The following is a 19,054-nucleotide window of genomic DNA, read 5'->3' as shown; positions in this document are numbered from 1 at the left end:
ATCCGACGCGCCGGACACAAGTTCAACGTCTACTGCTATGGCGAGGGATGCCTTGGCTGGACGTCGGTCGGGGGAACCCTGCCGAGACCGGAGCGGTCTGCGAGGCAGCTTCTCCGCTACTTCGCCGTCTGCCCCAACCACCCCGGAACAGTCCGCAAGAACTAGCTGTTTCAAGTTGACAACAGCGTTAGGTCCACCGTCTAATACTTCTCACGAGAGTTGATTCGATGATGCTCGGAACATCGCTCACAGGCAGGGGGCAGTGATGGCTACACAGAGCAACGAGTTCGAACTCACCTTTGAGGTCAGCGGCGTGGACGAAACCGTCGATGAGGCATTGTCGGCGGACTTCGATGTCATGGTTGGGGTGAGCCATGACGGCACGGAATTCGTCACTGCAACGATTGAGGCGGACTCAGCGGTCGAGGCCGCTCGTTCGTTGATTGCTAGCCTGCATTCGCTCGAAGTCACCGTGCATCGCCTTCGCGAGGATCTCGTGACACGGAAAGACATCGCCGAACGCGCAGGCGTTACTCCGCAAGCCGTCGGCTATTGGATTCGCGGCGACCGCGCTGTGGGCGCCACTTTCCCGGCTCCCTACAATCCTGTCGCGGGCGGCGTGTATCTGTGGAGCGAGGTCAACTCGTGGCTTCGCGACAACGGGAAAGACTCCGACGACTGGGAGTTCCCGAGCAGAGCAGACATCATCTGCATCAATGCAGATTTGCTCGACTGGCTGCGACTTGATTCTGAGCACGATCAGCGGACTAGAACAGCCTCGGCGACTGTGACCTGGGTGGAAGCTGTACCAGCCGAGGATCTTCAGGCAGAGGAAGTCCAAGCTCCCCTGAGCAAGCGCTTCCGAGTTACTGTATGAGTGAAACGAGCATCAGCACCGTTGAAGACCTGATCGCCGTTGCAGAATTGACGGACGTTCTGCCGTTCGAGATACACGCCGAGCGCAAAGTTCCACCCGACCCGAAACCTCGCGGTAAACGGGTCCACCATTCGTCGGAGATGAACGCCACCGCGTCTCGCCGAGACGGCAAACTGCTTCTTCGACTGAAGATGCCTGTGGAAACTTGGGACGCAAAACTCGTCGCAGCGGTTGGCGTGACATACGAGGTCCCGGAAGACCTCGAAATACCAGATGACGTGCTAGGCGAGTTCATTGCGCGCTTGGGCGTGATGACGGCGTATCCATTCCTGCGCGAAGCTATCTACAGTGCGGCGACGAAGATCAGGGTGACGCCGCCCGTTCTGGGTCTCATGCGGCCATTGACCAGAGACGACTTCAAGGTGACAGACCAGTCGGTTGAGTGAGTGTCCAGACGAGACAGCGCCAGGAGCGGGGTTGCTCGCAGGCGGGCGACAGCCCGCAAGCCGGCGGCGACAAGCCGCAGAGGGTGCGTGCGTCAGCCGGGCGAGGACGCGACGCACGTAGCCAGCTCAGTGGACAGCCCAACGCTGGCCGATCGGAGCAGCTGCTACCCCGTGACCACGGTCGTCGCACCTCCTGCAGGGTGGCGCCACAAGGGGCAGTCGAGTGCGGGCGGCAGCCCGCAGCCAGCGGCGACAAGCCGCGCAAAAGGGGTGGGTGGGGCAGCAGCGGGGCGAGCGGGAGATGAAGGAGTTCGCGTAACTGACTGCGAGGGCTTCCAGTCGGCTGACCGAAGGCGGTCAGCCGACTTCACCGCGTCCGGGTCGGAGGGTATCTGGCTAGGCGCAGGCGGGGAGGGTGTTGCGGGAGATGTCGCGGACGCTCTTGGTGTGGCGGGCGTTGCCGTAGTTCCCGACCCAGGCTGTGAACTGCTTGCCGTCGTACGAACCGGCGTAGATGTTGAACTGGGTGGTGATCCGGTCGTCGCTGATGACCTCACCGTCGATCGGGTAACCGTGGTCCCACATGTAGTACGCCCAGTCGGCCCAACTGCCTGAGTTGTTCCACACGGAGACACGGAACCGCTCCGAGCTCGCCTTGCACATGTACAGGGTGACTCCGGACACCCAGGCCAACGCCTTGCCGTAGGTCCGCAGCTTCCGCCAGGTCTGGGGCCCGACCTTGCCGTCGACAGTCAGACCGGCATCGTCCTGGAATGACCGGACGCGGCTCCGCGTCCCCGCGCCGTACACGCCGTCCACGCTGAGCCCGCCCAGATTCTTCTGGAGCAGCCGCACGCAGGTGCCACGGCTGCCGTAGCTCAGATAGGTGCTGAAGCAGGTCGCGGCCGCCGCGGTCTCCGCGTCCACCGCGGCTGTCGCTGCCGTCGCGGCGGGAGCGGACGCGACGGAGGGCGCGGGCGTCGGCTCAGTGGAGCTGTTGAAATCCGCGTGAGCTGCTGCGGCAATGCCGAACACCAGACTGCCTGCCAGCGCCGTGGCGACGACGACGGTGCGAGGTCGACGCAGGATGTTCCTCATCTAGTTCCAATCCTCCTAGGACCGGCCCACTGTGGGACCTTCCCGCAGCACAATAGGAATCAGCAGGAACACCACGCTGCCCGTACTTCACCCGTACCAAGCTCGTTGCTGGCTTGGAGGGGTTTCAGCCGGCCTTGGCGAGTAGGTGTTTCTGGACCTTTGCTACCTGTATGGCGAGATCTGCCTCGTCCACGGTGGTGACTCTGTCGTGTTCGACGACGGGTTTGCCGTTGATCAGGAGGAGGGTCAGGGGTGGTGGGGTGCCTAGGACCAGGGCGGCTACTGGGTCGGCGATGCCGGCGTGTTCGAGGGTGTCGAGGCGCCACAGGGCCAGGTCGGCGAGTTTGCCTACCTCTAGGGAGCCGATCTCGTTTTCGCGGCCGAGGATGCGGGCGCCGTCGAGGGTTGCCATTTCCAGCGCGGAGCGGACGTCGAGGGCCTCGGGTCCGCCGCGGGCGCGGGCGAACAGCAAGGCGTGACGCAGCTCTTCGATCAGGCTTCCGGCTTCGTTGCTCGCGGCACCATCTACTCCTAGGCCGACCGGACTGCCCGCAGCGCGGAGATCGGCAGCCCGAGCGATGCCTGCACCCAGCCGGGCGTTGGAGCTCGGGCAGTGCGCGACACCGGTGCCGGAGGCCCCCAAGGAAGCGATCTCGGTGTCGGAGAAATGGATGCCGTGGGCAAACCACACGTCCGACCCGGTCCAGCCGAGCTCAGCGGCGTACTCCAACGGAGTGGACCCGAAGTGCTCCCGGCAGTAGGCGGACTCGTCGGTGGTCTCCGCCAGGTGAGTGTGCATCCGCACACCCTGACGACGCGCGAGTACGGCGGCCTCCCGCATGAGCTCCCCAGTGGCGCTGAACGGCGAGCAAGGCGCGACGACAACCTGCAGCATCGAGTCCGGGCTCGGGTCGTGCCAGCGGTTGATCGCGGCCTCGGTCGCGGACAGGATCTCGTCGCGGTCCTCGAGCACCGAGTCCGGCGGCAGCCCGCCGTCCTTCTGACTGAGGTCCATCGATCCCCGCGACGGGTGGAACCGCATCCCGACCTGCGAAGCGGCAAGGATCTCCGCCTCGAGCAGGTCCTTCCCGTCGCGCGGGAAGACGTAGTGATGGTCGGACGCAGTCGTACAACCGGTCCGCGCAAGCCGGGCCAACGCTGCCTGGGCGGCGACGTGGACGGATTCGTCGTCGATGCCGGCCCACACCGGGTACAACCTGGTCAGCCAGCCAAACAGCGTCGCATCAGCAGCCAGGCCACGAGTCACCCACTGATACAGGTGCTGGTGCGTGTTGACGAACCCCGGAGTCACCAGGCAGCCCCGCCCGTCGACCACGCGGGCCTCGTCGTACGCCGGCGCCGGCCCGGGCCCGACGGCGACCATTCGATTGCCCTCAGCAACCACATGTCCGGTGAATTCCCGGCGGCTGCGGTCGAGAGTGACCACCGTCGCCCCGTCGATGACGATCCGCGTTGTGCTCATGCGGCCCAGTCAACCCATCAGCCCGATCGCGCGTCACCGGCAGGGACCACGAACTTCGGCGCGGCCGGCGGCGCGCGGTTGGAGGTTCCTACACGAAGCCCGGTACGGCGTGCCACGCGGAGCCGGCGTCGGTCGCGTCGTCCCGGACCACGGTCGCCTCGATCAGGCCGTACGGGCGGTCCGCCGCGATGAACACCTCGTTCGGGTTCTCCAGGCCGAACGGGCTCAGGTCGACCACGAAGTGGTGCTTGTTCGGCGCCGAGAACTTGATCTCCGCGACCTCCGGGTGCCGCTCGAGCACCGCTTCACCCATTCCGTACAGCGTCTGCTGCAGGGCCAGGCTGTGGATCTTCGCGAACTGCTCCAGCAGCAGCGCCTTGATCTCGTCGTACGACTTGTCCCAGTCGACCTCGGTGTGGTCGTAGCGCCAGCGGGCGACCAGCGACGTCGCGAGGATACGGTCGTCGGTCTCCTGCAGCGTTGTGTACTTGTCCTTCAGGAAGCCGTGAAACTCCGACCCGGTGGACTTCAGCACGACCAGATCCTTGATTCCGGAGACGACGTACGACTTGCGCTGGTCGCCGCGACCGTCGACGTTGACGACCGTCGTCCGTACGCCGCTGCCGGCCCGGACGAACGAGTGGTCGTGCTCCTGGCCGTCGACCTGGATCCGCTCCCAGGTGTACTCCTCGACCTCGACCCGGGCGCCCTCGGCGGCCGGGGCGGAGTCGATGAAGTGCGCGCCGAGGGTGAGCGCGTAGTCCTCGATCGCGCCGATCCCCTTCTCCCTGGCGAACGCGAACGCGGTGTTCTTCTGCGTGTCCGTCGGCAGCACGTCGCGCTGGTCGCCGGTGGTGTGCGCGTCCTCGAAGGTGCCGCGCAGCGCGGACGAGACGTTCAGGTCGCGGATCTGGTGCCGCGGCGTGTCCCGGTAGATGCGGACGACCCGGCTCTCGGCCTTGCCGTACTGGTTGGCGCCCAGGTGGATGGCCATGGGTCAGCTCCCTCGATAGGTGGAATAGGCGAACGGACTGAGCAGCAGCGGGACGTGGTGGTGCCGCTCGTCGGTGATCGTGAAGGTCACGGTGACCTCGGGAAAGAAGATGGCCTGGCCGGACTTCGCCGCGTAGGCGTCGACGTCGAACCACAGCTGGTACGTGCCGGGCTCGAGCCCCGCCTCGAAGTCAGTGAACCGCCCGTCGGCGTTCGTCGACCCTTCTCCGAGTACGGCGACCTGGCCGTCGGCGATCCGGGTCAGCCGGACCGGCACCCCTTCGGCGGGCAGCCCAAGTCCGGTGTCCAGAACGTGCGTGCTGACAGAGCTCATCCACGTCCTCGCTTCGCTCCGGGCGCGGATGAGGCACGAACCGCACTGTGCTTGATGATGAACTCGCTTCGCTCGTTCATGAGACGACCTTCGCCAGTCGGAGGAGTGCGATCTTCCGGAGTTCCTCGTGGACGACGGCAGCCTCGGCGACCTCGTCGTGCGTCAGCCGCTCGCGCAGGCTGGTGAGCATCTGCTGCGCCGACAGGCCGGTCGCGCAGATCAGGAACACGCGGCCGAACCGCTTCTCGTACTCCCGGTTGCCCGCCGCCAGCGCAGCGCGGACATCAGGGTCGTCGCCGACCCCGGACTGCTCGTTGCGTGACCAGGCCGCCTCGGTGCCGGCGCCCTCGGCGCGGTCACCAATCCGCGGGTGCGCGGCGAGAGCCCGGTCGACATCACCGGCGTCGAGCTCACGCAAGGCCTTGTCAGCGGTCCCGGTCAGCGCCTCGACGTCGCCGTACGGGCGGCCGGCCAGGACGGCGTCGACCCAGCGCGGGACGTCGCAACAGGCCGCCAGCAACGGGCGCAGCCGGTCGGTCGGCGTGGCGTTGAACTCCGGCAGATCCACAGGTCACACCTTCTCGAATCACGAAACTGAATTTCCGTATGACGAGAGTGGCACGCGATCGGAGGCTGCGTCAACAGTTTGTTGAATTTCTCAGTCGCGGGCCCGGTTCAGGTAGTTGTAGACGGTGAAGCGGGTGACGCCGAGAGCCTCGGCCACGGTCTCCGCCGACTTGCGGTACTCGAATGCTCCCTTGGCCTCGAGCAGCAGCACGGCCCGCTGCTTGTCGCCCCGGGACAACCCACTCAACGACCCACCGAGCTCGGCCGCAACCTCCGCGAGCAGCGCGTTCACACCGCTGCCCTCGCGCGGCGTCCGGACGGCACCGTCCTGACGCACCTGCAGGCTCACCTGGCTCGCGCCGTTCGCGAACGCGGCTTCCAGGACCCGGCTCACAGCCGGCAGCAACAGTTCCTCTTCGCCGCGGACCGACGTACCCAAGGGCCCGAAGTCGCACTCCAGACCTGCCTCGCGGGCAGCCTCGAGTGCCTTGGTCGCGTGGGCGGGCGGCTGGCCCTCGACATCGAAGGGCTCGGTGGTGAACTCCGCTACCAGTCGCATGTCGCGAGGCTAGCCCGGAGTGGTCACGACCGCACCGGTCGCCGGGCGAGCTTCGCCAGGCCCGCGGTGTCCACACCGATCAGCTTGTCGACCTCTGCCGGATCCACTGCGCCGCACTCGAGTCCACGCAGTACGTAGCCGGCCAGAGCCGCAGCGGTCGCGGGTTCGTCGAGGTAGCCGGAGTTGCCGCCGGTCACGTACGCGCGCAGGCGAGCGCCGGCCGTGTCCAGACCCTCACGGTAGAAGAGGTACGTCGCCGCGTACCGAGTCGGGAGCTGGGCCGGGTGCATGTCCCAGCCCTGATAGATGCCGCGGGCAAGCGATCGCCGGATCAGGCCGAAATGCAGTCGCCAGGCGGCATGCACGGCGTCGCGATCGCCGACCGGCAGAACGTTCGTCGACCCGTCGGACACGAAGACGCCAGTGCCCGCCGCGGCCAGCTGCATCACGTCCTTGGCGTGGTCGGCGACCGGGTGATCCATGCTCTGGTACGCCGCTGCCACACCGAGCGAAGCCGAATAGTCGTAGGTGCCGTAGTGCAGCCCGGTGACGCGACCGGCTCCCGCGCTGATCATCCTGGCGATGAGCGCAGTGCCGTCGGGACCGAGGATCGCCTGCGGGGTCTCGACCTGGATCTCGAACGGCAACGAACCGGCGGTCAGATCGTAGGCTCGTTCGATTGTCGACAATACGACGACCATCGCCTCGACCTGCTCGACCGACGTCACCTTCGGCTGCGTGATCACAAAGCCGTCCGTGATCGCGTCGGCGTCGGCCAGCTCGCGAACGAAGAGATCCAGAGTGCGCAGCCCACGCCGCCGGCTCGGCGCCTCCAGTGACTTGATCCGCAGCCCGTGGTACGGCGTCGCCGACCCGGCTTTCACGGTCTTCGCCAGGGCACGGGCAGCGTCGACCGCGGCGGCGTCTTCCTGCTCGTCGGGCCTGGTCCCGTAGCCGTCCTCGAAGTCGATCCGCAGATCCTCGATCGGCTCGCGCTCCAGCTTGGCGCGCACCCGCTCGTACAGCTCGGCCCCCAAGTCCGCCGACAGATCCAGCGCCTCGGTCAAACCGGCTGGCGCGTCACCGAGTGCCGCCCGAGCCTGCGAACCCCAGTCACCGACGGTGCCCGCGTCGTACCGATCGGCCGGCACGTAGACGGTGTGCACGGGCTGCCGGACCCCTCGATCACCCGGGTACCGCGCGGCCAGCTTCGCGTCGGCCGCGGCCAGCAGCCGATCCAACTCCCCAGCGAGATCGTCCACGTGAGTCATGACAGCACACCTCGTTCACCTTGACGACGGTTTCCGTATCGCGGATACTAATATCTACTTTGCGGAAGCCGCAATGTCCGGTATCTGTCGCTAGGTCGGGTCTGGTGATCCCGCGCCGTAGCGAGCAGGTGCTCGGTGCGGTGCATCGGCGTGCTGGAGTGAAGGCCTCGATGTGGTTCATCGTGGTCTTTGCTCCAGTGCGGCGAGGTGCCGTGCCGAGTGCCGCGCAGTAGGCGCGGGGTCACCAGACCCGACCTAAACTTCCATGATCCGGAAAGGGAGTGCGTGGTGGCGGAGAAGAGCGAGGGCAAGGGCCGGTCGGGGAGTGTGCAGTCGATCGAGCGGGCCTTCGGGCTGCTCGAGACGATGGCCGACGCGGGCGGGATGATGGGCCTGTCCCAGCTGGCAACGGCGTCCGGTCTGCCGCTGCCGACGATCCACCGGCTGGTCCGCACGCTGGTCGACCTCGGCTACCTGCGCCAGGAGCCGTCCCGGCAGTACGTGCTCGGCCCCCGCCTGATCCGGCTCGGCGAGAGCTCGTCGAACATGCTGAGCGTCTGGGCCCGCCCGCATCTGAGCCGCCTGGTCGACGAGCTCGGCGAGTCGGCGAACATGGCGATGCTCGACGGCGACCAGATCGTGTACCTCGCGCAGGTCCAGTCGCGGCACTCGATGCGGATGTTCACCGAGGTGGGGCGACGGGTGCTGCCGCACTGCACGGCCGTCGGCAAGGCGATCCTCGCGAAGCTGCCCGAGGCCGAGGTCCGCGAGCTACTGCATCGCACGGGTATGCCGAAGCACACCGACAACACCATTACCGACCCCGAGGCGTTCACCGCCCAGCTCCACAAGGCCGAGAAGGTGGGCTACGCCACCGACGAAGGTGAGCAGGAGCTAGGCGTGCGCTGCGTCGCGGTCGCCGTACCGGATGCGCCGTCCCGGCTCGCGATCTCGATCTCCGGGCCCGCCGGCCGGATGACGGAGGAGCTCGTCGAACGAGCCGTCCCCCTGCTCACCCAAGCCGGCAAGGCCTTCTCGGAGGATCTGCGTTAGCCGAGCTTCCGCAGCAGCGGGAGGACGTCTGACGTGAACTGGGTGAGGAAGCGTTCCTGGTCGTTGCCGGGACCGTGGACGACGAAGTGGTTGAAGCCGGCGTCGAGGTAGGGCTGGAACTGCTTGACGACCTCTTCGGGATCGGAGGCGACGATCCAGCGCTGCGCGACCTGCTCGATCGGCAACTCGTCGGCCAGCCGCTCCATCTCGGTCGCGCTCGTCACGCTGTGCTTCTGCTCCGGCGTCAGCGACAGCGGCGCCCAGAACCGGGTGTTCTCCAGCGCGGCAGCGGGGTCGCGGTCGTAGGAGACCTTGACCTCGAGCATCCGGTCCAGGTCCTCGAACTTCTTCCCGGCCTTCTCCGCGCCTTCCTTGACGGCAGGGATCAGCTTCTCGGTGTAAAGCTCCATGCCCTTGCCCGAGGTCGCGATGAACCCGTCGCCCGCGCGACCGGCGTACTTGGCCACGAGCGGTCCACCGGCGGCGACGTACACCTTCAGGGGAGTCTCCGGACGGTCGTAGATGAACGCGTCGACGGTCTTGTAGTACGGACCCTCGGAGCTGACGCCGTCCTTCGTCCACAGGTCGCGGATCAGCTGCACCGCCTCCCGCAGCCGCGCGAACCGCTCCTTGAACTCCGGCCACTCCATCCCCGACACCGCGATCTCGTTCAGCGCCTCACCGGTGCCGACACCCAGCATCACCCGGCCCGGGTACAGCTCGCCCATCGTGGCGAACGCCTGCGCGATCACCGCCGGGTTGTACCGGAACGTCGGCGTCAGCACCGACGTCCCCAGCAGCACCCGGTTCGTCCGCTCGCCGACCGCTGCCAGCCAGGCCAGCGCGAACGGCGCGTGGCCGCCCTCGTGCCGCCACGGCAGGAAGTGGTCCGAGACGGTCACACTGTCGAGCCCGAGCTCCTCGGCCCGGACCGAGTACTCCACCAGCTCCCGCGGCCCGAACTGCTCCGCCGACGCCTTGTACCCGACTCGAATGCTCACCCTCTGCTCCCAACGTCGTCTGGACCTGCTCCCAAGGACAACCTCATCCGCCTCCGACTTTATGCCGCCGGGGTACGACGTCCGCAGTACGGCGTGGACGTTTGACGACGGCCCGGCCACTGCGGAACCATGTGGGTCCGGCGCGGCCCGCGCCTCACCTTCGTCGACCGGCCCCAGCCTGGTCTCGCTGAGAAGGCAAAGGGACTTCCTGTCTCGGGCTGTACGTCCTGGTCAGCCGCCTCGGACGGGATCGCTGGGGGGTCGCGGACGAGTGCGTGGAAGGCCAGATGACAGCGCACAGGAACCTCAAGCGCCGGGTTCGAGCCCGCGCCGCCAAGACGGGTGAGTCCTACACGGCTGCCCTCCGGCACTTCCGTCCGACTCCCACAGGAGAACCAGACATGCCGGAAAACCACACCCTCCGTCTCGCCGTCGTCCAGTCGACGATGCGCGACGACCCGACGAACGCCGCACTGCTCCGGGAGAGAGCGGCGCCGAGATCCGCACCTTCCTGAAGCAGGCAGCGGCGGCCGGCGCCCGCCTCGTGCACTTCACCGAGGGCGCGATCTGCTTCCCGAGCAAGCACGTGATGTCCGAGCTCGGCCCGGACGAAGTCGGCCCGTCCGACTGGAGCAAGGCCGACTGGACCGTGCTGCAGGAGGAGCTCGACCGGATCGCCGTACTCGCGGGTGAGCTCGGGATCTGGGCCGTCATCCCGTCGGTGCACCAGCTGCCCGCACCCGATCGTCCGCACAACAGCATGTACGTCGTCTCCGACCAGGGCAAAGTGGCCGCCCGGTACGACGAACGCACGCTGTCGACCACGAAGCTCACCTGGATGTACAGCCCCGGCAAGCAGCCGGTGACCTTCGACGTCGACGGCTTCCGCTTCGGGCTCGCGCTCGGGCTGGACGTGCTGTTCCCGGAGCTGTTCACGGAGTACGACCAGCTCGGCGCTGACGGCGTACTGGTGTCGTACGCGACGAACGGGGTCGCGCACCACGAGCACGTGGCGGTGCAGGCTCGCGGGTGCGCGGTCAACAACACCTGCTGGATCAGCTTCGCCGTGTCGGCCAACCCGGACGGCGGGCTCGAGGCGGGCGTGATCGACCCGCGGGGCGAGTGGGTGGCCCAGGCTCCCGCCGATGGTTCGCCAGCGCTGGTGCTGACCGATCTGCACCATGCCGACGTGACTCAGGTCGGCCGGGAGTTCCGCCGCCGGACCCGGGAGCGCGTCGGCTCCTGAGGCTCACACATCCGGGTGCTGACGCGTTCCATCAGCATGAACAGGCACGCGATCGTCAGCACCCGGATCGGTGACCTCACCCTGGTCGCCGCAGGCAACGCACTGGCCGGCGTCTACTTCCCGCACCACTGGGTGAAGCCGGCGCCGTCGACTCTCGGCGAGCAGGTCGAGCCGACCGGCCCGGTCATCACCGAGGCCGCCCGTCAGCTCGACGAGTACCTGGCCGGTGAGCGGACCGGCTTCGACCTCCCGATCGTCCTGCGCGGCGACGCCTTCCAGCGGCGCGTCTGGGCGGCCCTCACGGAACTCGAGTACGGCGAGACCACGACGTACGGCGAGATCGCGGCAAGACTCGGCGAGACCGCCCAGGCAGTAGGCAAGGCAGTCGGCCAAAACCCACTCTCAATCGTCATCCCCTGCCACCGCGTCCTCGGCAAGAACGGCTCCCTGACGGGGTACGCCGGAGGACTCAAGCGGAAGCAGTTCCTCCTGGACCTCGAGGAGCCGGTCGCTACCCGGCTCTTCTGAGGTCGCCCACTTGCTCGGCGTACCACTCAGACTCGGTCAGGTGCTCGGCGATCTGGCGCAGCGTCCAGTTGGGGCTGCGGTCCTTGTCCCACTCGGCCGGATCGAGCGCGGCGTACCGCAGCGCGAAGGTCCGGCCGAGCCTCCGCAACCGCTGCTGGGCTTCCTGCACGTCCTCAGCGGTGAACGTCGCCAGATCAGCCTGGTTGGTGAGCGCCGACGCGAGCCACTCGTCCGGCTGCGTCGGCACACCCGCCAGCAACGCCTCGACCTCAGCGAGGTGGTCGACGATGTGGTCGGCAATCCGACGCACTGCCTTGTGTGGCGTGAAGATCCGGCCGTCGTCGGACGTCAGCGGCTGCCCGTCCCAGGCGAGCCATGACTCGATCAGCAGGAGCGAGCGCTCGACCGCCTGCTCCACCAAAGCTCCGGGGTTCTCAGTCATGCGGCTCACGCTAAGCGCGTGATGCTTCGGCCTAGCCCGAAGTGATCTTCAGCCGCTTGGCGAGGGATTCTGCGTCGAAGGGGGCGCGGACTTTTACGTCGTTGTCGAAGTAGACGAAGGTGTCGCGTTTCCAGGCTTTGATCTTGCGGGCCCAGTGGTCGAGGGACTTGGCGTCGTAGCCGCTGACGTAGAGTTCCTCCGCGCCGTGCAGGCGGACGTAGGCGAAGTCGGAGGTGACGTCACCGAACATCGGCCACTTGCCGGCGGTGTCCGCGCAGACCAGCGCGACGTCGTACGCGCGGCACAGCTCGACGAACTCCTTGTTCTCAAAGCTGGCGTGCCGCACCTCGATCGCATGCCGGAGCGGGATGTCGACCGAGCACTCCAGCAACGCCCGCCCCTCCATCCGCTCGTCATGGCCCTTCGCCACCTCGGCGGCGGCCGCCGTAGTGCGTGGCAGCGACTCGAAGAACGGTCCGCACCGGTCGGCGTGGTACCCGAGGTTCGGTGGCAGCTGCCAGAGCACCGGGCCGAGTTTGTTGCCGAGCGCAAGTACACCGGAGGCGAAGAAGTTCGCCATCGGCGCGTCCACGTCGACCAGCTTCTTCAGGTGCGTGACGAAGCGCGGACCCTTGACCGAGAACACGAACCCTTCCGGCGTCTCGTCGTACCAGCGCTGGTAGGAGGACGGGCGCTGGAGCGAGTAGAACGAGCCGTTCAGCTCGATCGAGTTCAGCCGGCGGGACGCGTACTCGAGCTCGGCCCGCTGCGGCAGGCCGTCGGGGTAGTACACCTTCCGCCAGGGCGCGTACCGCCAGCCCGAGATCCCCACTCGGTACTTGCCGTCCGGCCAGCGGTCCATAGGCCCGATTATGGTTGACCCGTGGTCAAGGTGCTGGTGATCGCCGGAATCGTGGCCGGCCTGTGGGCGCTCAGCTGCCTGCTGATGGTCCTGTTCGCCCACCGGCTCCCGAACGGCCTGCTCCGGCAGGTCGCCGAGTTCCTCCCGTCCTGCGTGACCGCCGCCCGGACGCTCCGCAAGCATCCCGACGTCCCCCGCCGGGCCAAGATCGCCCTGCTCGTCGCCGTCCTCTGGGTGCTGTCGCCGATCGACCTGCTGCCCGAATTCCTCCCGGTCATCGGGCCGCTCGACGACGTCGTCGCCGTGGTCCTGCTGCTGAGATACGCCGCCCGATCGATCCCGCGCGACACTCTGCTCGACGCGTGGCCGACCGACCCGAGCCTGCTGGAACGCCTCCTCGGCCGTCCTAGCTGAGCAGCGCCTTGGCCGTGAGCTCCGGCTGATCCTCGGACACGTACGTGTATGAATCAGGCACCGTGTGCAGCGTGGCGCCCAACTGGTCGGCGTACTTCTGCGCCTCGGACAGCTCGACCTCGTGCGTCGTACCCAGTCTCGGATCGCGCATCACAGCCTCCGGGGAGTTCTTGTAATGATTGCAAGACCGTAGCATGGGTCCGTGGATCCCCGGAAGCAACGGACGATGGACGCACTGGTCCGGGCCGGCCAGGAGATCTTCAGCGAGCGGTCCGTTGACGACGTGACGGTCGAGGAGATCGCCGAGCGGGCCGGTGTCGCGGTCGGGTCGATCTACAACCACTTCGGCTCGAAGGCCGGGCTACAGGCCGCGGTGGTCGAGCACGCGCTGGAGGCCGACCGGCACTACATGGATCGCGCGTACACCGCAGACCGGTCGCCGGTCGAGCAGCTGTACGCGGCGGCGGAGCAGTACCTCGACTTCTACCTCGACCACCCGGACTACTTCCGGATGCTCGCCTTCCCGGGTCAGCCGGGCCAGTACCAGGCCGGCCACGAGCTGTCGGAGCGCCTGGTCCGCGCTGTCGACGAGCAGAACCGGCGCCTGGTCGAGGCGCTCCGGCAGGGGATGGCGTCCGGAGTGATCCGCTCGGTGGACCCGGAGGAGGTCGCGACGATCCTGTGGGCCGCCTGGAACGGCGTGATCAGCCTCGGCTGGCGCCCGGACAGCCTCCGCCGGGATGCGAGCGAGCTTCGGGCCATGCTCACCACGGCCACCGAGATCGTCGCCAACGGTCTGCTCGTCCGCTGACGTGGTACCAAGGTGAGCGTGTCCATCACCGACAGCCTGCCGCCCGCGGACCACGTCAACGCGCTGCTCGACAGCGGTCTGCGGATGCTCATCACCTCGATCGTCGACAACGCCGGTCTCACCCGCGCCAAGTCGGTGCCGGCCCATCGGCTGCGTACGGCGGCCCGCGACGGGATCGGCCTGTCCCCGGTGTTCGCCCTCATGTGCACCGACGACGGGATCACCTCGTCGCCGCTGGTGAACGGACCGGTCGGCGACAACCGGCTGATGCCCGACCTGGCCGCCGCCGCGCCGCTCGGTCCGGACAAAACCGTGTACTGGGCACCGGCCGACCAGCTGTCGCAGGACCACCAGCCGGTCGACATCTGCCAGCGTGCGGCCCTGCGCCGGCAGGAGGAGCGGGCGATCGCAGCCGGGCTCGACGTGAAGCTCGGGTTCGAGCTGGAGTTCACGGTGTTCAGCGGCGATCCCGACGATCCCAAGGTCGGCACGCTCGGTCCGGCGTACGGCGTCCTCGCGACGCTCAAGCTGGAGGATTTCGCGGTCGACGTCCTCGAAGCACTCGACGCGGCCGGGGTGCCGGCGGAGCAGCTGCATCCGGAGTACGCGCAGGGTCAGGTCGAGGTGGCGTTGCCACCGGCGTCGCCGTTGAAGGCGGCCGACCAGTCGCAGCTTGCGCGTCTCGTCGTACATCGGGTGGCGCGCAAGCACGACCTGCTCGTGTCGTTCGCGCCGATCACGGTGGCCGGGTTCGTCGGCAACGGCGCGCACATCCACTTCTCGGCGGCGTTGAACGGCGTGCCGTTCGGGGACGACGGCGGTCCGTCGGAGCACGCGCGACACCTGATCGCGGGCGTGCTGAACGAGTTGGACGGGCTCACCGGGGTGCTTGCGCCGAGTGTGGTGAGCGCCGATCGCCGGGTGCCGGGCAACTGGGCGGGCGCGTACGCGTGCTGGGGCCCGGAGAACCGCGAGGCCGCGCTGCGCTACGTGCCCGGCAGCATCACCAGCCGCCCGGACTCGGCCAACTGCGAGATCAAGATCGGCGATCCATCGGGCAACGCTTATCTGTCAGCCGCCGCCGTACTCGCGAGCGCGTTGACCGGGCTCGAGCGGAAGGCGAGGCTGCCGGCCGGACTGGACCACGACCCGGCGACGTACTCGGACGCCGAGCTGTCGAGGATGGGCGTACGGCGCTTGCCGCTCACGCTGGAGGATGCCCTCGGCGCGCTCGAGCGGTCGGCGGTCCTGCGGGAGGCGCTCGGCGAGGCGATCGTCGACCCGTTCCTCGCCGTACGGCGGCATGACGCCGAGTCGCTCGGTGGGCTGTCCTTGGAAGACCGCGTGCGCGCCTTGCGGTGGCGCTACTAGTATCACTTACGGTAATCCTCATGGCATTGGCTGCGAAGGGGAGCAAAGGCGAGGCGTTCCTGGCGGTGGTCGTCGGCGGTGGGGCGGCGTTCGGGCTGGTGGTGATCACCTCGCGATCCTGGAAGGCCTGTCAGGTCGACGTCGCGGGCAGCGTCCCCAACGGCCTGACCCTGCTGTTCCTCGGCCTGCCGCTCGCGCTGATCGTGAACCTGGTCCTGTTCAACGTCGTCTTCCGCTACGCCGGCAAGACCTTCCTGTTCTCCCTGGTCGCCGCCTCGATCGCGATCGCCATCGCCGACCTCGCCCTCTACTCCTGGCAAGGCACCCCCTCCGACTCCCCCGGCATCTGCCCCGGCAACGTCCCACCCTGGTGGCCCGCCTGGATCCCGACGTGAAAGCGGTTTGAAAGGCCGATGCGATGAGGTGGACGGCATGAGTGGACCGACGCGGTTGTACATGTCGATGTCGCTGGACGGGTTCATCGCTGGGCCGGATGACCGGGCAGGACAGGAGTTGGGGCGGGGTGGGGGGCGGTTGTTCAACTGGTTGGACGATCGGAACGAGCCGGGGATCAACGGGGAGATCTACGCGGAGGCGCTGGCGACCGGGGCGGTGATCGCGGGGCGCCGTACGTTCGAGCTGGCCGGGCGGTGGAACGGCGACCACCACGACGGGGTGCCGATCCACATCCTCACCCACCACGTCGACGAGGACGACGTGCCGCCCGGCACCGCGAAGTTTCACACCGACGTCGCGACCTGCGTGGCCGAAGCCCGGGCCGGTGCGGGCGATCGCGCCATCCTCGTGCACGGGGCCGGCGCGGCCCAGTCGCTGCTCGCCGCGGGCGAGCTCGACGAGCTGGAGATCCATCTCGTCCCGGTCCTCCTGGGCGCAGGCCGCCGCCTCTTCGACGGCAACCCGGCCGAACTGCAACTCGTCCGCTCACTCGAAGGCCGCGACGCGACCCACCTGCGCTACAAGGTCGGCTAGCGGCGGCCGCCGAATTCCCAGGGGTGCGCTTCGCCGCCGGAGAGGACGCTGGCGGCAGCCTCTGGGGTTGGGGCTTCTACCAGCGCCGCCCGGCCAGCCGGCGTCTCGTCAAGAGTGAGGAGTTCGCCGTGGAGGATGAAGTGTTCGGTCGGCTCGGCCGGGGCCGTGTCGGTGGTGACGACCAGGTAGCGGTGGTAGTCGGGGACTGCGTTGGTGAAGTCCCACATGGTGGCGCCGGTGTGGTTGTGGAAGCGGTACAAGTCGATGCGTTCGAAGGCACCGGCGAGGTAGTACGGCTCGTCGAAGGCGAACGCCCGTACGGCGGCCTCGTCGGGGAGATCGACGATGTGCAGGCTCCCGGTCGTCTCGGCATCGTCGTCGTGGCCGGTCAGCGTCGGACCGCGGGCGATCAGCTGGTCGGCGTACCCGTCCATGAACGACCAGTGCACTTCGTTCAAACGCACCTTGATCTCGAAGCCGCCCGGCCGATCCCGTCCCCACACGAAGAACTGCATGACCGCACCTTAGAAGGTGTAGGTGGCACCTATCTCCGCATGGACGGCACCGGCTTCTGCACTCGCCGCTTCTGGGGTCAGCGACGGTCCGACATGGGTCACCACCAACTCCCCGACCCCGCACCGCCCGGCCAACGAGCCTGCCTGCGCGGGCGTGTGGTGGAACGCGTTCGGGACCGGGTCATTGGCCTCGCACAGCAACAAGTCGGCGTCGGCCGCCAGCTCATCCAACGCCGCGCAAGGCGTGCAGTCACCGGAGTACGCCAGCACCCGACCGTCCGCCGTCGCGCGCAACCCGTAGGCCTCAGGGCCACCGTGATCCACGGATCGGCTGAGCAACGTCAGCTCCTTCAGCTGCACATGATGCCCGTCGGACAACGCATGCAACTCCAGTACGTCGGCCACGAAACCGGCATCCGGTTGGGCGAAGAACCCGGCCAGCCGATCCGCCAACCCGGCCGGCGCGTACACCGGAAGTGGAGCCCGAGCCGGCAATTCGCCGTACGCCAAGGCGTAGTAGGCATTCAGCAAGTCCCCGATGTGGTCGAGGTGCAAGTGCGACAACCACACCGCATCCAACTCGGCCAACTCGGCATGCCGGAGCAGTTCCGCCAGCGACCCCGGGCCCGCATCTACCCACACCGAAGCGCCGCCTGCCCGGAGCAGATACCCCGAGCACGGGCGATCCGGCTGCGGGTACGGCGCGGCGTTGCCGAGGACCGTGAGCGTGGTCAGAGCTTCGCGCCGATCAACTGGTAGATGTCGTCGTGCGCACCCGGCAGGTCGTCGTGCCCGAAGTCCGGGTACACCCGCACCGACTTCGGCGCGGTGATCTTGTTGTAGGCGGCGTACTGCGTCGACGGCGGGCAGATCTGGTCCTCGAGACCGACGAACAGCGTCACCTCACCCCGGATCCGCGACGCCAGATGCTGGACGTCGATGTAGCCGAGGGTGGTGAACACCTCGTCCTGCCGCAGGTGCCGCGGGTCCCGCTTCTTGAACCAGGTGACGATCTCGTCGTACGGCGCCTTCTCGAGATTGAGCTCCCAGGCCCGCTGGTAGTCGACGAGGAACGGGTAGACGCTCGCCGTGTACTTGACCGACGGCGTCAGCGCGGCAGCCACCAGCGACAGCCCGCCACCCTGGCTCCAGCCGGTGGTCGCGATCCGCGCCTCGTCCACGTCGGGCAGCCCGCCGATGATCTGCGCGAGCCGCCGCGTGTCCAGGAACACGTGCCGGTACAGCAGCCCCTCCGGCCCGTCGTCGAGACCGTGCACCAGGTGGTTGTGCAGGGAGAAGCTGTTCGCCGCCTGCGACTCGGTCCGGAACCCGACCTGCTCACGGACATCCAGCGCGGCCACGGTGAACCCGCGGGCGGCGTACGGCAGCAACTCGACCCACTTCGGCTGCTCACCGCCGTACCCGTGGAAGAGCAGCACCGCGGGACCCGTCGGCTCGGCGGGCCGGACGACCTTCGCGTGCACGCGGTAGCCGCCGGTGCCGGTGAAGTAGAGGTGCTGGGCGGTCGCCGTGGTCAGCGGGAAGTCCGCCGCGTCCACGAACTCGGTCTCCGGGTCGACCGCGTCGAGCTCGAGCAGCGCCTTGTCCCAGTACTGGTCGAAGTCGGCCGGCCGCGGGTTGGTGCCCTGGTAGCCGGTCAGTTCCTCGGACGACATCTCGAACGAAAGCACGGGAACTCCAAACGATCGGGGTGACTCATTCTGCGGGATCGGCGTCGTCCGGCGCGGTGCCGTCCCAGATCGTGTACCCGTGGGCCTTGTTCAGCCGGTCCCGCAACGCGTTCTCCAGCGACTCGGTCTGCCCGGGCGCGAGCCAGCCGATCGGGACCAGGACCGAGTGCTCCTTCTCCTGGGTCCGCAGCACGATCGCCTCACCGTGCGTCGTCTCTACGCGTCCGACCGCGGTGACATCGGTCCAGGCCGTGCGTAGACCGCGCACCTCGATGCCGTCGTCCCGCAGCTTCAGTACGACGGGCGGCCGGGCGAGCACGGACAGCCCGCCGAGCAGGACCATCCCACCCAGCACCAGGAAGACCACGACCACCGCGTCCGGCAACCCGATCGCCCACAGGATCGCGGCCACCCCGAGGAGGATCAGCCCAGCGGCCGGGATGCCGACAAAGCGGCCCGCCCGCATCCGGTACGTCGTACGCATCGGGCCAGTTTCTCATTA

General features: G+C 67.8%; 26 protein-coding genes. 11 read left to right on the top strand and 15 right to left on the bottom strand.

Annotated elements, in window-relative coordinates; translation table 11 throughout:
• Positions 1–265: 265 nt before the first annotated feature.
• Together ACIBL3_RS04690 and ACIBL3_RS04685 are read left to right on the top strand one after the other, a co-directional pair.
• Positions 266–877, top strand: coding sequence for a helix-turn-helix domain-containing protein (locus ACIBL3_RS04690; RefSeq protein WP_396351795.1), 612 nt, complete (start codon positions 266–268; stop codon positions 875–877).
• Entirely contained in the window at positions 874–1,323 is a 450-nt protein-coding gene (locus tag ACIBL3_RS04685; protein WP_396351794.1) for a hypothetical protein, read from the top strand. Before ACIBL3_RS04690 ends, ACIBL3_RS04685 begins: the two co-directional genes overlap by 4 nt.
• Before the next feature lie 396 nt (positions 1,324–1,719).
• Here the strand turns inward: ACIBL3_RS04685 and ACIBL3_RS04680 are convergent, their stop codons facing one another.
• The 7 genes from ACIBL3_RS04680 to ACIBL3_RS04650 all read right to left on the bottom strand — a co-directional run bounded on the left by ACIBL3_RS04680 (position 1,720) and on the right by ACIBL3_RS04650 (position 7,628).
• Positions 1,720–2,421, bottom strand: a complete 702-nt coding sequence (locus ACIBL3_RS04680; protein WP_396351793.1) for a peptidoglycan-binding protein — start codon at positions 2,419–2,421, stop codon at positions 1,720–1,722.
• Positions 2,422–2,545: 124 nt separating this feature from the next.
• Positions 2,546–3,904, bottom strand: coding sequence for an 8-oxoguanine deaminase (locus ACIBL3_RS04675; protein ID WP_396351792.1), 1,359 nt, complete (start codon positions 3,902–3,904; stop codon positions 2,546–2,548).
• A gap of 88 nt (positions 3,905–3,992) precedes the next feature.
• Positions 3,993–4,898, bottom strand: a complete 906-nt coding sequence (pucL, locus tag ACIBL3_RS04670) for a factor-independent urate hydroxylase (RefSeq protein WP_396351791.1) — start codon at positions 4,896–4,898, stop codon at positions 3,993–3,995.
• Between the two features lie 3 nt (positions 4,899–4,901).
• Complete coding sequence (gene uraH / locus ACIBL3_RS04665) at positions 4,902–5,231, bottom strand: hydroxyisourate hydrolase (RefSeq protein ID WP_396351790.1); 330 nt, start codon at positions 5,229–5,231, stop codon at positions 4,902–4,904.
• A 76-nt stretch (positions 5,232–5,307) separates the two neighbouring features.
• A complete protein-coding gene (uraD, locus tag ACIBL3_RS04660) occupies positions 5,308–5,799 on the bottom strand; it encodes a 2-oxo-4-hydroxy-4-carboxy-5-ureidoimidazoline decarboxylase (RefSeq protein WP_396351789.1) in 492 nt (163 codons plus the stop codon).
• A gap of 90 nt (positions 5,800–5,889) precedes the next feature.
• Complete coding sequence (locus ACIBL3_RS04655; protein ID WP_396351788.1) at positions 5,890–6,357, bottom strand: helix-turn-helix domain-containing protein; 468 nt, start codon at positions 6,355–6,357, stop codon at positions 5,890–5,892.
• A gap of 23 nt (positions 6,358–6,380) precedes the next feature.
• On the bottom strand, positions 6,381–7,628 hold the full coding sequence (locus ACIBL3_RS04650; RefSeq protein ID WP_396351787.1) for a DUF6986 family protein: 1,248 nt from the start codon (positions 7,626–7,628) through the stop codon (positions 6,381–6,383).
• Positions 7,629–7,916: 288 nt separating this feature from the next.
• Here ACIBL3_RS04650 and ACIBL3_RS04645 point away from each other — a divergent pair, with 288 nt between their 5' ends.
• Positions 7,917–8,681 (top strand): IclR family transcriptional regulator, encoded by a 765-nt coding sequence (locus ACIBL3_RS04645; RefSeq protein ID WP_396351786.1) that lies wholly within the window; start codon positions 7,917–7,919, stop codon positions 8,679–8,681.
• Here ACIBL3_RS04645 and fgd read toward each other — a convergent pair.
• Positions 8,678–9,682 (bottom strand): glucose-6-phosphate dehydrogenase (coenzyme-F420), encoded by a 1,005-nt coding sequence (gene fgd, locus ACIBL3_RS04640; protein WP_396351785.1) that lies wholly within the window; start codon positions 9,680–9,682, stop codon positions 8,678–8,680. The genes ACIBL3_RS04645 and fgd overlap by 4 nt on opposite strands.
• A 287-nt stretch (positions 9,683–9,969) precedes the next feature.
• Here fgd and ACIBL3_RS04635 point away from each other — a divergent pair, with 287 nt between their 5' ends.
• Genes ACIBL3_RS04635 through ACIBL3_RS04625 form a run of 3 tightly spaced genes read left to right on the top strand, consistent with a single transcriptional unit; the run spans position 9,970 to position 11,456 of the window.
• A complete protein-coding gene (locus ACIBL3_RS04635; protein WP_396351784.1) occupies positions 9,970–10,197 on the top strand; it encodes a hypothetical protein in 228 nt (75 codons plus the stop codon).
• Positions 10,198–10,226: 29 nt separating this feature from the next.
• On the top strand, positions 10,227–10,928 hold the full coding sequence (locus ACIBL3_RS04630) for a carbon-nitrogen hydrolase family protein (protein ID WP_396351783.1): 702 nt from the start codon (positions 10,227–10,229) through the stop codon (positions 10,926–10,928).
• Between the two features lie 36 nt (positions 10,929–10,964).
• Positions 10,965–11,456: a methylated-DNA--[protein]-cysteine S-methyltransferase gene (locus ACIBL3_RS04625; protein WP_396351782.1), complete on the top strand. Its 492-nt coding sequence runs from the start codon at positions 10,965–10,967 to the stop codon at positions 11,454–11,456.
• Here the strand turns inward: ACIBL3_RS04625 and ACIBL3_RS04620 are convergent.
• Positions 11,440–11,898, bottom strand: coding sequence for a hypothetical protein (locus ACIBL3_RS04620; RefSeq protein WP_396351781.1), 459 nt, complete (start codon positions 11,896–11,898; stop codon positions 11,440–11,442). The two genes, ACIBL3_RS04625 and ACIBL3_RS04620, sit on opposite strands and share 17 nt — an antisense overlap.
• 31 nt (positions 11,899–11,929) lie before the next feature.
• Positions 11,930–12,760, bottom strand: coding sequence for a DUF72 domain-containing protein (locus ACIBL3_RS04615; protein WP_396351780.1), 831 nt, complete (start codon positions 12,758–12,760; stop codon positions 11,930–11,932).
• 21 nt (positions 12,761–12,781) lie between these two features.
• Between ACIBL3_RS04615 and ACIBL3_RS04610 the strand changes: the two genes are divergently transcribed.
• Positions 12,782–13,174: a YkvA family protein gene (locus tag ACIBL3_RS04610; protein WP_396351779.1), complete on the top strand. Its 393-nt coding sequence runs from the start codon at positions 12,782–12,784 to the stop codon at positions 13,172–13,174.
• Here the strand turns inward: ACIBL3_RS04610 and ACIBL3_RS04605 are convergent.
• Positions 13,167–13,325, bottom strand: a complete 159-nt coding sequence (locus ACIBL3_RS04605; RefSeq protein ID WP_396351778.1) for a hypothetical protein — start codon at positions 13,323–13,325, stop codon at positions 13,167–13,169. The genes ACIBL3_RS04610 and ACIBL3_RS04605 overlap by 8 nt on opposite strands.
• A 51-nt stretch (positions 13,326–13,376) precedes the next feature.
• On the opposite strand from ACIBL3_RS04605, the gene ACIBL3_RS04600 reads away from it, so the two are divergent.
• Genes ACIBL3_RS04600 through ACIBL3_RS04585 form a run of 4 tightly spaced genes read left to right on the top strand, consistent with a single transcriptional unit; the run spans position 13,377 to position 16,346 of the window.
• Complete coding sequence (locus ACIBL3_RS04600; RefSeq protein ID WP_396351777.1) at positions 13,377–13,985, top strand: TetR/AcrR family transcriptional regulator; 609 nt, start codon at positions 13,377–13,379, stop codon at positions 13,983–13,985.
• A gap of 18 nt (positions 13,986–14,003) precedes the next feature.
• The gene (locus tag ACIBL3_RS04595) at positions 14,004–15,356 is read left to right on the top strand and encodes a glutamine synthetase (protein WP_396351776.1); all 1,353 of its coding nucleotides are present in this window, start codon (positions 14,004–14,006) and stop codon (positions 15,354–15,356) included.
• Between the two features lie 20 nt (positions 15,357–15,376).
• Positions 15,377–15,751 (top strand): hypothetical protein, encoded by a 375-nt coding sequence (locus ACIBL3_RS04590; protein ID WP_396351775.1) that lies wholly within the window; start codon positions 15,377–15,379, stop codon positions 15,749–15,751.
• A 37-nt stretch (positions 15,752–15,788) separates the two neighbouring features.
• Positions 15,789–16,346, top strand: coding sequence for a dihydrofolate reductase family protein (locus tag ACIBL3_RS04585; RefSeq protein WP_396351774.1), 558 nt, complete (start codon positions 15,789–15,791; stop codon positions 16,344–16,346).
• Here ACIBL3_RS04585 and ACIBL3_RS04580 read toward each other — a convergent pair.
• The 4 genes from ACIBL3_RS04580 to ACIBL3_RS04565 are packed head-to-tail and all read right to left on the bottom strand — an operon-like array spanning position 16,343 to position 19,036.
• Positions 16,343–16,861, bottom strand: a complete 519-nt coding sequence (locus tag ACIBL3_RS04580) for a YciI family protein (protein ID WP_396351773.1) — start codon at positions 16,859–16,861, stop codon at positions 16,343–16,345. The two genes, ACIBL3_RS04585 and ACIBL3_RS04580, sit on opposite strands and share 4 nt — an antisense overlap.
• A gap of 9 nt (positions 16,862–16,870) precedes the next feature.
• Positions 16,871–17,596, bottom strand: a complete 726-nt coding sequence (locus tag ACIBL3_RS04575; RefSeq protein WP_396352303.1) for an MBL fold metallo-hydrolase — start codon at positions 17,594–17,596, stop codon at positions 16,871–16,873.
• Positions 17,593–18,552 carry an acetylxylan esterase gene (locus ACIBL3_RS04570; protein ID WP_396351772.1) on the bottom strand — a complete coding sequence of 320 codons (960 nt, stop codon included), beginning with the start codon at positions 18,550–18,552 and terminating at the stop codon, positions 17,593–17,595. Before ACIBL3_RS04570 ends, ACIBL3_RS04575 begins: the two co-directional genes overlap by 4 nt.
• 25 nt (positions 18,553–18,577) lie before the next feature.
• On the bottom strand, positions 18,578–19,036 hold the full coding sequence (locus tag ACIBL3_RS04565; RefSeq protein ID WP_396351771.1) for a hypothetical protein: 459 nt from the start codon (positions 19,034–19,036) through the stop codon (positions 18,578–18,580).
• Positions 19,037–19,054: the final 18 nt, after the last annotated feature.

The organism is Kribbella sp. NPDC050124 (assembly GCF_044460355.1).
GTDB lineage: Bacteria > Actinomycetota > Actinomycetes > Propionibacteriales > Kribbellaceae > Kribbella.
The sequence above is the reverse complement of the archived record's forward strand: the minus strand, read 5'-3'. Positions and strand labels throughout refer to the sequence as shown.

Bases quoted from the DNA above. Each gene is read 5' to 3' on its own strand.
- ACIBL3_RS04690 (WP_396351795.1), top strand. From the start codon at position 266: ATGGCTACACAGAGCAACGAGTTCGAACTCACCTTTGAGGTCAGCGGC.
- ACIBL3_RS04685 (WP_396351794.1), top strand. From the start codon at position 874: ATGAGTGAAACGAGCATCAGCACCGTTGAAGACCTGATCGCCGTTGCA.
- ACIBL3_RS04680 (WP_396351793.1), bottom strand. From the start codon at position 2,421: ATGAGGAACATCCTGCGTCGACCTCGCACCGTCGTCGTCGCCACGGCG.
- ACIBL3_RS04675 (WP_396351792.1), bottom strand. From the start codon at position 3,904: ATGAGCACAACGCGGATCGTCATCGACGGGGCGACGGTGGTCACTCTC.
- pucL (WP_396351791.1), bottom strand. From the start codon at position 4,898: ATGGCCATCCACCTGGGCGCCAACCAGTACGGCAAGGCCGAGAGCCGG.
- uraH (WP_396351790.1), bottom strand. From the start codon at position 5,231: ATGAGCTCTGTCAGCACGCACGTTCTGGACACCGGACTTGGGCTGCCC.
- ACIBL3_RS04655 (WP_396351788.1), bottom strand. From the start codon at position 6,357: ATGCGACTGGTAGCGGAGTTCACCACCGAGCCCTTCGATGTCGAGGGC.
- ACIBL3_RS04650 (WP_396351787.1), bottom strand. From the start codon at position 7,628: ATGACTCACGTGGACGATCTCGCTGGGGAGTTGGATCGGCTGCTGGCC.
- ACIBL3_RS04635 (WP_396351784.1), top strand. From the start codon at position 9,970: ATGACAGCGCACAGGAACCTCAAGCGCCGGGTTCGAGCCCGCGCCGCC.
- ACIBL3_RS04625 (WP_396351782.1), top strand. From the start codon at position 10,965: ATGAACAGGCACGCGATCGTCAGCACCCGGATCGGTGACCTCACCCTG.
- ACIBL3_RS04620 (WP_396351781.1), bottom strand. From the start codon at position 11,898: ATGACTGAGAACCCCGGAGCTTTGGTGGAGCAGGCGGTCGAGCGCTCG.
- ACIBL3_RS04615 (WP_396351780.1), bottom strand. From the start codon at position 12,760: ATGGACCGCTGGCCGGACGGCAAGTACCGAGTGGGGATCTCGGGCTGG.
- ACIBL3_RS04605 (WP_396351778.1), bottom strand. From the start codon at position 13,325: ATGCGCGATCCGAGACTGGGTACGACGCACGAGGTCGAGCTGTCCGAG.
- ACIBL3_RS04590 (WP_396351775.1), top strand. From the start codon at position 15,377: ATGGCATTGGCTGCGAAGGGGAGCAAAGGCGAGGCGTTCCTGGCGGTG.
- ACIBL3_RS04585 (WP_396351774.1), top strand. From the start codon at position 15,789: ATGAGTGGACCGACGCGGTTGTACATGTCGATGTCGCTGGACGGGTTC.
- ACIBL3_RS04580 (WP_396351773.1), bottom strand. From the start codon at position 16,861: ATGCAGTTCTTCGTGTGGGGACGGGATCGGCCGGGCGGCTTCGAGATC.
- ACIBL3_RS04565 (WP_396351771.1), bottom strand. From the start codon at position 19,036: ATGCGTACGACGTACCGGATGCGGGCGGGCCGCTTTGTCGGCATCCCG.